The sequence below is a fragment of the Polaromonas sp. P1_G2 genome (assembly GCF_056405515.1).
This window is the reverse complement of the sequence record NZ_JBFUBY010000027.1, coordinates 26,256-37,500: the sequence shown is the minus strand read 5'-3', so window position 1 is coordinate 37,500 and position 11,245 is coordinate 26,256. Positions and strand designations below refer to the sequence as shown.

10 protein-coding genes are annotated in these 11,245 nt (G+C 67.9%); 4 read left to right on the top strand and 6 right to left on the bottom strand.

All coding sequences use genetic code 11. The features are described from left to right. The 3 genes from AC1D0P_RS04940 to AC1D0P_RS04930 form a co-directional block, all read right to left on the bottom strand. On the bottom strand, positions 1 to 638 hold a 638-nt coding region (locus AC1D0P_RS04940), incomplete at its 3' end, for an extracellular solute-binding protein (RefSeq protein WP_477675671.1). Between the two features lie 73 nt (positions 639 to 711). Further along, the gene (locus AC1D0P_RS04935) at positions 712 to 2,205 is read right to left on the bottom strand and encodes an aldehyde dehydrogenase family protein (RefSeq protein ID WP_477675670.1); all 1,494 of its coding nucleotides are present in this window, start codon (positions 2,203 to 2,205) and stop codon (positions 712 to 714) included. A gap of 2 nt (positions 2,206 to 2,207) precedes the next feature. After that, positions 2,208 to 3,311 carry a mandelate racemase/muconate lactonizing enzyme family protein gene (locus AC1D0P_RS04930; protein ID WP_477675669.1) on the bottom strand — a complete coding sequence of 368 codons (1,104 nt, stop codon included), beginning with the start codon at positions 3,309 to 3,311 and terminating at the stop codon, positions 2,208 to 2,210. A 122-nt stretch (positions 3,312 to 3,433) separates the two neighbouring features. On the opposite strand from AC1D0P_RS04930, the gene pdxR reads away from it, so the two are divergent. From pdxR to AC1D0P_RS04910, 4 genes are all read left to right on the top strand, one after another. Continuing rightward, entirely contained in the window at positions 3,434 to 4,963 is a 1,530-nt protein-coding gene (gene pdxR / locus AC1D0P_RS04925) for a MocR-like pyridoxine biosynthesis transcription factor PdxR (protein WP_477675668.1), read from the top strand. Between the two features lie 100 nt (positions 4,964 to 5,063). Beyond that, positions 5,064 to 6,692 (top strand): GMC family oxidoreductase, encoded by a 1,629-nt coding sequence (locus AC1D0P_RS04920; RefSeq protein WP_477675667.1) that lies wholly within the window; start codon positions 5,064 to 5,066, stop codon positions 6,690 to 6,692. A 10-nt stretch (positions 6,693 to 6,702) separates the two neighbouring features. Then, a complete protein-coding gene (locus tag AC1D0P_RS04915; protein WP_477675666.1) occupies positions 6,703 to 7,992 on the top strand; it encodes an NAD(P)/FAD-dependent oxidoreductase in 1,290 nt (429 codons plus the stop codon). A 25-nt stretch (positions 7,993 to 8,017) separates the two neighbouring features. Beyond that, positions 8,018 to 8,380, top strand: coding sequence for a cupin domain-containing protein (locus AC1D0P_RS04910; protein ID WP_477675665.1), 363 nt, complete (start codon positions 8,018 to 8,020; stop codon positions 8,378 to 8,380). A gap of 1 nt (position 8,381) precedes the next feature. Here the strand turns inward: AC1D0P_RS04910 and AC1D0P_RS04905 are convergent, their stop codons facing one another. From AC1D0P_RS04905 to AC1D0P_RS04895, 3 genes are read right to left on the bottom strand one after another with little or no spacing between them, the layout of a single operon-like run. Further along, entirely contained in the window at positions 8,382 to 9,035 is a 654-nt protein-coding gene (locus AC1D0P_RS04905; protein WP_477675664.1) for an ABC transporter ATP-binding protein, read from the bottom strand. Then, a complete protein-coding gene (gene miaA / locus AC1D0P_RS04900; RefSeq protein ID WP_477675663.1) occupies positions 9,032 to 10,000 on the bottom strand; it encodes a tRNA (adenosine(37)-N6)-dimethylallyltransferase MiaA in 969 nt (322 codons plus the stop codon). The genes AC1D0P_RS04905 and miaA overlap by 4 nt, the downstream gene beginning before the upstream one ends. Continuing rightward, complete coding sequence (locus AC1D0P_RS04895) at positions 9,997 to 11,241, bottom strand: multidrug effflux MFS transporter (RefSeq protein ID WP_477675662.1); 1,245 nt, start codon at positions 11,239 to 11,241, stop codon at positions 9,997 to 9,999. The genes miaA and AC1D0P_RS04895 overlap by 4 nt, the downstream gene beginning before the upstream one ends. Between the last annotated feature and the right edge of the window lie 4 nt (positions 11,242 to 11,245).

The following is an 11,245-nucleotide window of genomic DNA, read 5'->3' as shown; positions in this document are numbered from 1 at the left end:
ATGCTGGGCTTGAGCTCCTTGATCTTCCTGATGGCGCGCTCGATGCCGCCAGGCGCCGAGAGCACCTCATAGACCTTGTTGGGCGGCACGCCGTCGGCCATCAGCGCGGGCTCCAGCGCGCCGGCCACGCCCTTGCGGTAAGCGCGCTTGCCGGGGAATTTTTTGACGTCCCAGAAGTCGGCCCAGGTCTGCGGGCCTTTGTCGCCGTAGGTCTTGGTGTTCCAGGCCATCACGGTGGAGAACACGTCGCCGCCCACGCAGAATTCCTGCGTGAGGCCGGGCGCGAAGGAAGAAACGTCGATGGCCTTGTAGTCCAGCGCTTCGAGCAAGCCTTCGGAGCCGGCGCGCGCCGCGCTGCCCGAGCCGCTGGCCACGATGTCCCAGGTCACGGCACCGGCCTTGACCTTCAGGCGCAGGTCGGCGATGCCGGTGTAGGTTTCCTCCTTGATGGTGATGCCCAGCGCCTTGGCGGCGGGCTGGAACAGCGCCTTGCTCTGGCCTTCCTGGTAGGCCCCGCCGAAAGACACAATGGTCAGCTGCGCCGCGGCATTGCCGCACCACAAGGTGACTATGGCCATCATCACCCCGAGCATCGCAACGCGGTTGCGGACCGGTTTGTTCATCGACTTGTTCATCATTTCATTGACTCCTGTTGAACTGACATCCCATAACCACCCTGAAACCTTGATCGCTGCAAATGCTGCGACCGCCTCAAATACGTGCCGCCACGCTTTTGAGCTTGCTGTAGCTGCGCAGCGCCTCCAGGCCTTTTTCGCGGCCGAAGCCCGATCGCCTGTTGCCGCCGAAAGGAAGGGACACGCCGCCGGCGAAATATTCGTTGATGTAGACCTGGCCTGCGTCCACGCGCCGGGCGAGCCGGTGCGCGCTGGCGAAGTCGCGGGTGAAAATGCCGGCGACCAGGCCGAAGTCCGTTCCGTTGGCCAATGCCACGGCCTCGTCCAGGTCGTCAAACACCTGCACGCACAATACGGGCCCGAAAATCTCCTGCTGCACCGCCTCGTCGTCCGGTTTCAGCCCGTCCAGGATGGTGGGTTCGTAAAACCAGCCCCGGCCGGTCAGCGGGTCGGTGGTGCACCGGCCGCCACAACGCACCGCCACGCCGCGCGCCCAGGCGCGGTCCACGTAGCCGGCGATTTTGTCGAGGTGGGCCCGCGAGTTCACCGCGCCCATGCCGGCATCGCGCAGTCCGTGGCCCAGCGTCATGGCGCGCGCGCGCACGACCAGCCGGTCCACGAAATCGGCATGGATGCGGCGGTCTATCACCAGGCGCGAGCCGGCCGAGCAGATCTGCCCGGCGTTTTCAAAGATGCCGCCCAGCACGTTGTCCACGGCTTTTCCGATATCGCAGTCGGCCAACACCAGCACCGGCGACTTGCCGCCCAGTTCAAGCACCAGCCGGGTGACCTGGGGCGCGGCGCCCTGCATCACATCAATGCCGGTGGCCACCGAACCGGTGAAGCTGATGTGCTGCACACCCGGGTGCCGCACCAGCGCGGCGCCGGCCTGCGCGCCCGTGCCCGTCACCACATTGCACACGCCGGGCGGCAGGCCCGCTTCCATGCAGAGCTGGGCCAGCATCAACGCGGTCAGCGGTGTCTGCTCGGCCGGCTTGGCCACCACGGTGCAGCCGGCCGCCAGCGCCGGCGCGATGCCGCGCGCGGCCGAAGACAGCGGGTAGTTCCAGGGAATGATGTGGGCGGTGACGCCGACGGGTTCGTGCACGGTATAGGCAAGATAGTCTTCGCCCAGCGGAATGCTGTCGCCCTGGTGCTTGTCGCAGGCGCCCGCGTAGTACTCAAAGGTGGCCGCCGCGCCCGCAACGTCGCCGCGGGCCTCGGCCAGGCGCTTGCCGCTGTCCAGGGTTTCGGTGACGGCCAGGCGGTCGGCGTTGTCGCGTATCAGGCCCGCGACGCGGTGCAGCAGGCGGCCGCGCTGTGCCGGCGTGAGGGCAGCCCACGGGCCGGTGAGCGCCGCCCGCGCGGCGGCCACGGCCGCATCGACGTCGGCCGCGTCGCCGGCGGCGAAGCTCGCGAAGGCGGCACCCGTTCCCGGATCCAGCGTTTCCATGCGCCCGCCGTTCAGCGAGGGAACGAACACGCCGTTGATCAGGTGGCGGTCCGGCAGGCCGGCGATCGTGCCGCTTGCCTGCGCTTCATGCACCAATGCGTTCAAGGGGGTGGCCATGGTCAGGGGATCTCGCTCATCTGGTAGCTGGATTTCGCAAGCCATGCGGGGTTGATCTCGACCCCCCATCCCGGCGCGTCAGGCAGGGAAACCCGGCCGTCCCGCACGGTGTAGGGATGGTTCACGAACAAGCCCTCCTGCCAGGGATAGTAGTCCGGCCCTTCGATCGACAGTTCCAGGTACTTGCCGGCGTTCGGGATGGCGCACAGCAGGTGCATGGTGAACAGCGTCACCATCGAGAGGTTGGCGCTGTGCGGTGTGCAGGGCAGCCCCGCGGCTTCGGCCATGCGCGCCACGCGCAGCGTGCGGGCCAGGCCGCCCATGTAGCAGACGTCGGGCTGCACGATGTCGACGGTTTTTGAATCGATGATGTGTTTCCACAGCGGCATGTAGCAGTCCTGTTCGCCGCCGGTCACGTCGATGGACAGCGCTTCGCGCACCTCGCGCGTCTGCTCGAGTTCCCAATACGGGCAGGGCTCCTCGAAGTGGCTGATGCCGTGGTCTTCCAGCATGCGGCCCACCTCGATGGCGCGGCGCGGTGAATAGCAGCTGTTGGCGTCCACCAGCAGGGCCGGGCCCTGGCCCAGCGCGCCGCGCATGGCCGCGATGATCTCTTCGCTGCGGCCCGGCCACTCGTCCCTGTCGTGGCCGTATTCGGCGCCCACGCGGAACTTGAAGGCGTCGAAACCACATTTGTCGCGCAAGGCCAGCATGCGCCTGGCTTCATCCTGCGGCGTGATGTCGCGTTTCATCGACGAAGCATAGGCAGCCAGCGGTTTGGCCGTACCGCCTATCAGTTCGCAGACACGTTTTCCTTCGGCCTTGCCGCGCAGGTCCCACAGCGCGGTGTCCACGCCGCAAATGGCGCGGTACAGGTGCGAGCCGGGAAACTTGTGTTCAAGCTCGGCGATGGCGTCGACCAGGCCGTCGATGTCCAGCGCATCGCGGCCCAGCGACCAGGGCGCGACCTGGCGGTGCAGCACCTGCACGCTGAGGTCGGCGTGATAAGGCGAGACCTGGCCCCAGCCTTGCGCGCCGTTGTCGGCGGTGACGCGCACAAAGCCCACGAAGGGGTCGCAAAAGGTTTCGATTTTCCGGATGAGCATGAAGGAACCCGAGCCGACAGGAGTGTTGGATGGAGCCATCATCCCGCTCAAGTGGATTGCGGAAAAGGTCCATTTTGATTAATGCGTGATACCATTTTTTCAACAACACAAAATGGCAGGCCATGGTCAAACGTGCAGGCGGCTCCCTCTTGCTGTCGATCCGCATCGACCACAGCCACCATCACCCGGTGAGCACGCAACTGTGCATGGCCTTGCGCGAAATCATCCTTACGGGCGGATTCGCGCCAGGCGACCGCTTGCCGGCCAGCCGCACATTGGCGCTCGACCTCGGCGTGTCGCGCACCACGGTGGTCGAGGCCTTCAGCCGCCTCACGGCCGAAGGCCTGATCGATTCGCAGACCGGCTCCGGCACTTTTGTCAGCGCTGTTCTGGGCGCAGACCGTCCCATGCCCCCGAAAGCCAGGGCTGCTTCCCCGGAGCCCGCCGCGCCGCGCCTGTCGGCCGTCATGGAGGAAGCGATAGGCCGCTTCGTCGAACGGCGCCGGCTGCCGCACGCGCCGCGCGCCTTCACCACGGCGCTACCGGCTTTCGACGCATTCCCCATGGCCCAGTGGGCCAGGCTGTCGGCGAAATGGCTGCGCGGCAACCAGGATGAAGTCCTGGGCTACGGCGACCCGTATGGCGCGCCGCAGTTGCGCCGCGCGGTGGCCTCGCACCTGCGCGCCAACCGGGGCATCACCTGCGACCCGGAACAGGTCTTCATCCTGGGCGGCGCCCAGCAGGCCTTCCACCTGATAGGCGCCATGCTGCTGAACCCCGGCGACAAGGTCTGGTTTGAAAACCCCGGCGCCATAGGCGCGCGCAACAGCCTGGTCGCTTCGGGCGCCGACCTGGTTCCCGTGCCGGTCGACGGCAACGGCCTGCGCGTGGAAGAGGGCCTGCGCCTGGCGCCGCGCTTTCGCCTGGCTTTTGTCACGCCCTCGCACCAGCAGCCCCTGGGCTGCGTGATGAGCCTGGCGCGCCGCTTCGCGCTGCTACAGGCGGCCGAGCAGGCCGGCGCCTGGGTGATCGAAGACGACTACGACGGCGAGTTCTTTTTTGCCGGCCGTCCGCCGCCCACGCTCAAAAGCGTGGACACCACGGGGCGCGTGATTTACGTCGGCACCTTCAGCAAGTCGCTGTTCCCCGCGTTGCGGCTGGGCTACCTGCTTGCGCCGCCGGCGCTGGTGGGCACTTTCCGCGCCGTCATGAGCCGCTTCCTGGCGGGCGTTCCGTCTCACACGCAGGGCGTGACGGCGGAGTTCATCGACGAGGGGCACTTCGCCGTGCACGTGCGCCGCATGCGCCATACCTACTTCGAGCGGCACGAGGCGCTGGCCGCCGCGGCCGGCAAGCACCTCAAGGGCCTGCTGGACGTGGTGCCGGCCCACAGCGGCCTGCACACCGTGGGCTATCTCGCGCCGCGGCTGGCCGAGGCCGACGTGTCGCAGGAAGCCGACCGGCGCGGCATCACGGTATCGCCGCTGGGCCGTTTTGCCATCACGCCGCTCACGGCCAGCGGCCTGGTGCTGGGCTTCGGCAGCAGCCCGCCGCCGGTGATAGAGGCCGGTGTCAAGGTGCTGGCGGATGTGCTGGACAAACAGCTCAAGGCCAGGCCGCCGCACGCGGCGCGCAAGGCCCGTGCGGCCTGAGCCGCGCCTCCTTGTGTCATGCCCACGACCGGAAATGGTCTGGCATTTAGTCTAAAACGGACCTGTCCGGCAGGCCACCTGCCGTGAGATGCTCGACCCGGTGACAGAGTTTGATTTCATCATCGTCGGCGCCGGCTCGGCCGGTTGCGTGCTGGCCCATCGCCTCAGCGAATCCGGCGAGCACAGCGTGTTGCTGCTGGAGGCCGGCGGCAGCGACCAGCGCGTCTGGCTGCGCGTGCCCATAGGCTACGGCAAGTCTTTCTACAACCCGGCCGTGAACTGGATGTACCGCGGTGCGCCCGACCCCGGACTGGCCGGACGTGAGGCTTACTGGCCGCGCGGCAAGGTGCTGGGGGGCTCGAGCAGCATCAATGCGATGGTGTTCGTGCGCGGCCAGCCGGCCGACTTCGACGAATGGGCCGCGCTGGGCAACACCGGCTGGTCCTGGGACGAGGTGCTGCCCTGGTTCAGGAAACTCGAAGACAACGGGCAGGGCGCCGACGCCTGGCGCGGCGCCGGCGGGCCGATGCGCGTGAGCGACGTGAGCGGCCAGGTGCACCCGCTGTGCAAGGTGTATTTGCAGGCGGGCGGGCAGGTCGGGCTGCCCCACAACCCCGACTTCAACGGCGCCTCGCAAGAAGGCGTCGGCATCTACCAGATCACCACCCAGGGCGGGCTGCGCGCTTCAGCCAGCAGCGCCTACCTGCGTCCGGCGATGAAGCGCGCAAGGCTCAGCGTGCAGACCGGCGCGCATGCCACGCGCATCGTGTTCGACGGCCTGAGGGCCGGCGGTGTGGTGTACCGGCAGGGCGGACGGTCATTGTTCGCCCGGGCGCGGCGGGAGGTGATTCTGGCGGCCGGCGCCGTCAACTCGCCGCAATTGCTGCAGCTGTCGGGCGTCGGGCCCGCGTCGCAGCTCAGGGAATTGGGCATCCCGGTGGTGCATGATTCGCCGGCCGTGGGCCAGAACCTGCAAGACCACCTTTGCATAGACCATCTTTACCGTTCGAAGGTGCCGACGCTCAACAACCAGCTCGGCCCCTGGTACGGCAAGCTTTGGGCCGGGCTGCAGTATGCGGCGATTCGCCGCGGCCCGCTGTCGCTGAGCGTTAACCAGGGGGGCGGTTTTTTCCGTTCCCGGCCCGGCCTGGAGCGGCCGAATATGCAGCTGTATTTTTCGCCGCTGAGCTACCTCAAGGCAACGCCCGGCAAACGCGCGCTGATGGCGCCGGACCCTTACCCGGGGTTTCTGCTCGGCGCCCAGCCCTGCAAGCCCAGCAGCCGCGGCCGGCTGCGGCTGCGATCGGACGACCCGATGGCGGCGCCGCTGATAGAGCCCAACTCCCTGGCCACCGCGCACGATGCGCAGGAGATGATGGAGGCCACCCTGTTCCTGCGCCGGCTGGCCGCCACACCGGCTTTTAGCGCGATCATCGAACAGGAACTCGTGCCCGGCGCCTCCATCCGCTCGCAAGAGCAGTTGATGGACGACATCCGCCGGCGCGCCTCCACGGTGTTCCACCCGGTCAGCACTTGCCGCATGGGGCCGGACCCGGCGACGGCCGTGCTTAACCACCGCCTGCAGGTGCACGGCCTGGCGAGCCTGCGTGTGATCGACGCCTCGGCCTTTCCCTCGCTCACTTCCGGCAACACCAATGCGCCTACGCTGATGCTGGCGGAAAAGGGCGCGGACGAAGTGCTGCGCGCTGCGCGCCGTGGAAACCCTTAAAGGAAAGCCCGTGGATATTCTCGAACATTGCAAGCTGGCGCCGTATTGGTGGGATGAGGTGCCGCGCCCCGTGCTGGAGCCAGCGCCGCTGCCTCCCAGTGTCGACGTGGCGGTCATAGGCGCGGGCTACACCGGCCTGCACGCGGCGCTGCAAACCGCGCGCGGCGGCCGGTCCACCCTGGTACTGGACGCCGAGGATGCCGGCTGGGGTTGCAGCACGCGTAACGGCGGCCAGGTGTCCACCAGCATCAAGCCCAGCTTCGAGCAGCTGGCCGGCCGCCACGGCATCGGCAAAGCGTTCGAGATCCTGCGCGAGGGCCGGCGCTCACTGGCCTGGATCGGCGACTTCATCCGCGGCGAAGGCATTGAATGCAGCTACGGGCAGGTGGGGCGCTTCCATGCGGCGCACAACGCCGCGCAGTACGAGGCGCTGGCGGCCAGGCTGGCGCAGCAGCCCAAGGGCCTGGAGGTGGAGGCGCACATGGTGCCGCGCGCCGAGCAGCGCGGCGAACTCGGCACCGACGCCTACTGGGGCGGCGCGGTCTACGCGCAGCACTGTTCGGTGCACCCGGCGCGCTACCACCAGGGCCTGCTGGAGCGCGCGCTGGCGGCGGGCGTGCAGGTCGCGCCGCGCAGTCCCGTCACCGGCATCGAGAAGCAGGGCAGCCATTTCCTGGTGACGACGCCCAGGGGCACGGTGCGGGCACGCGACGTGGTGGTGGCCACCAACGGCTACACCGGCAAGGTGACGCCCTGGCTGCGCCGCCGGGTGATTCCCATCGGCAGCTACATGATCGCCACCGAGCCTTTGCCCGAGGGACTGATGGACCGGTTGATGCCGCGCAACCGCATCGTCAGCGACACCCGCAAGGTGGTGTACTACTACCGTGCCTCGCCGGACCGCAAACGTATCCTGTTCGGCGGCCGCGTGTCACACCAGGAAACCGATTGCCGCGTGAGCGGGCCGCTGTTGCATGCCGATATGGTGAAGATTTTTCCGGAACTGGCCGGCGTGCGCATCAGCCATTCGTGGTCCGGCTTGGTGGCCTACACCTTCGACGAACTCATGCATGTCGGCCTGCATGACGGGCTTTACTACGCCATGGGCTACTGCGGTGCCGGCGTGGGTACCTCCAGCTACTTCGGCATGCGCGTGGGCCAGCAGGTGCTGGGGCTCAGGGAAGGGCGCACGGCGCTGGATGGGCTGGCTTTCCAGACGCGGCCGTTTTATACCGGCAATCCCTGGTTCCTCGCGGCTTCAGTGCGCTACTACCGCTGGCGCGATGGCCGGGGCGTTTGATTTCGCAGTTCCTCGAAAGACTCTCATGAGTATCCGCAAACTCGACACGCCTTCGACCGTTGCCTCGGGCGCCTTGCAGGACTGGGGCACGGTGGGCATGCCGCTCAGCGAACCGGCCTGCACGCTGCGCGGTGAAAAAATGGTGCTGCCGCTCGACGGCCGGCCCGAGGTGGGTATCTGGGAATGCTCACCAGGCAGCTACCGCCGGCAGGTGCGGTCGGCCGAAACCATGCATGTGCTGAGCGGCAGCGCGGTGTTCACGCCGGACGGCGGCTTGCCCGTGCCGCTACGACAAGGGGATGTGTATTTCTTTCCAGCCGAAACGAACGGCGTCTGGGATATCCAGTCGACGATACGCAAGGTCTACGTGCTGTTCAACCCGCACTGAATCAATTTGAGCGGATGCCGCCCGCGCTCAGGTGCAGCGTGCGGTCGGCGCGCGCGGCGGCGGCTTCCGAGTGGGTGACCAGCACCAGCGATGCCCCTTGCCCGCGCGTCTGGGCGATCAGCGCGTCCATCACCAGGGCGGCCGTGGCCGGGTCCAGGTTGCCGGTGGGCTCATCCGCCAGCAGCAGGCCGGGCTTGTGTACCAGCGCGCGAGCGATCGCCACACGCTGCAGTTGCCCGCCGCTGAGTTGCTGCGGCAACCGCCCGCCCAGGCCGCCCAGGCCCACGGCTTCCAGCATGGCCTCCACCCTGGCCGCGTCGGGTTGCTCCAGCAGCAGCAAGGGCAGCGCCACGTTTTGCGCCACGTCGAGGTGCGGCAGCACATGGAAAGCCTGGAAGACAAAACCGACGTGGCGGCGGCGCAGCAGGGCGCGCTGGTCGTCGCTGAGCGCGCCCAGGTCCTGCCCCTTGAGTTGCACCGATCCCTCATCCCAGCTGTCCAGCCCGGCCATGCAGTTGAGCAGCGTGGATTTGCCCACGCCCGATTCGCCGACGATGGCGACGAATTCGCCGGGCGCGACGTCCAGCGAGACGTGGCTGAAGACCACCGCGTCGCCGTAGCGTTTGGCCAGTTCGCGGACCTGCAGGTTGTTCATTCCCGGCCTTGCCCCCGTATTTGTGTTTGTGTGTTGACGATTTCCAGGACCTGCTGCACAGCCTGGGGCCCATCACAGGCCACCACCTGGCGCCGCGGCATGGAGCGCAGCCAGGTGATCTGGCGTTTGGCGAGCTGGCGCGTGGCGAAGATGCCTTTGTCGCGCAGTTCCGCCATCGGGTAGTCGCCGTCCAGCACCTCCCAGGCCTGGCGGTAGCCGACGCAGCGCATGGAGGGCAGGTCGGGGTTCAGGTCACCGCGCGCGCGCAGGGCTTTGACCTCGTCGATGAAGCCGGCCGCGAGCATGGCGTCAAAGCGCAGGGCGATGCGTTCATGCAGCCAGGCGCGGTCTTGCGGCTCCAGGGAGATCAGGGCCGGCGCCGCGGTGTCGCCCTCGCCGGCGGCGGCTTTTTTGGCCGCGCCTTGCGCATGGAAAAAAGACAAAGGCCGGCCCGACACACGAAAGACTTCGAGAGCGCGGGAGATGCGCTGCGAATCGTTGGGCGCCAGCCGCGCGGCCGTGGCCGGGTCCACGCGCGCGAGTTCGGCATGCAGCGCGGGCCAGCCCTGCGCGGCTGCTTCATCGGCCAGCGCGGCGCGCACGGCGGGATCGGCCTTGGGCATGTCGTCCAGGCCGTCGAACAAGGCCTTGAAGTAGAGCATGGTGCCGCCGACCAGCAGCGGCAGCTTGCCGCGCGCACTGATTTCACGGATGAGGCGTTCGGCATCGGCCACGAATTCGGCGGCGCTGTAGGCCTGCAGCGGGTCGCGGATATCGACCAGGTGGTGCGGCACGGCCGCGAGTTCATCCTGCGTGGGTTTGGCCGTGCCTATGTCCATGCCGCGGTAGACCAGGGCCGAATCGACGCTGATGATCTCCACCGCATGGCGCTGCGCGATCGCCATCGCGGCGGCGGTCTTGCCGGAGGCGGTGGGGCCGGCGATGCAGAGGCAGGAGGGGCTCACGTGTTTCTCGCGGCGGCCTCATGCGCGGGCTCACCGTATTTGYGCACCACGGTCCAGGCCGTGGCCGCGATCAGCACGCTCCAGAACCACAGGCCATTGGTCAGCGGCCGCACCGTGCCGTCCATGTGGGTGCCCAGCCAGCCGCCCATGCCGAAGGCCACCAGCATCATCAAAAAGCCGTTGAGCGCCGAGGCCGCGCCCGCCGCCTGTGGAAAGGGGCCGACGGCGCCGCTCTGGCCGCAGGGCTGGTGCACGCCGTGGCCCAGCATGAAAAGGTAGTAGGGAAGCATGATGGCCCAGACGTTCTGCACGCCGGCCCAGGCCAGCACGCCCATGGTGGTGCCACCGGTCAGGCTCAGGCAGGCGGCGATCGCGACGGAGCGCCGCACGCCGAAACGCGGCAGCAGGCGGCGGCAGATGAAGGTGCCGGCAAGGTAGCAAAAGCACATTGAAAACATCACCAGGCCGTAGCCTGTCTTGCTCAGGCCCAGCACCCGGATGAAAACGAAGGAGGAGGTCGCCAGGAAGGTGAACAGCCCGCCGTAAGAGGCCGCCGTGAGGGCCGAGAAAGCCAGGAAGGTGGGGTTGCGCAGGATCTGCAGCCAGGTGCGCAGCAGCGTGCCGGGCCGCAGGGCCTGCGGGTTTTTCCGCGCGAGCGATTCTTCAAAACGCAGGCCGACCAGGGCCAGCGTGGCCGCGCCGAACACGGCCAGCGCCGCCAGCGCGATGCGCCAACCGTAGAACTCCGACAGCAGGCCGCCCAGCGGCGCGCAGATGCAGGCCAGCACACCCAGGCCGCTCAGGCCCTTGGACATGACACGCGCCCCTTCGAGCGGCTGGTACAGGTCGCGCACGATGGCGCGGGCGCACATGACGGCCGCGCCCATGGCCGCGCCCTGGACCACGCGCCAGACGATCAGCACCGCCATCGAAGGCGCGAAAGTGCTGCCGATCGAGGCCAGGGTGTAGGCCACCAGGCCCCAAAGCAGGATGGGACGGCGCCCGAAGCGGTCAGACAGCGGGCCCCAGATGAGTTGCGAGGAGCCGAAGGCCAGCAGCAGCGCGCTGAGCGTGAGCTGGGCCTGCGACATGGGCGCGCCGAAACCTTCGGTGAGCGCGGGCAGGGCCGGCAGGTAGAGGTCGGTGGTGACGGGCTGTATGCCCAGCAGCATTGACAGGATCAATACGACCATGCCGGCCGGCATGGCGGGCGCCACGGTCTTCGAAACGGAAACATCCATTCAA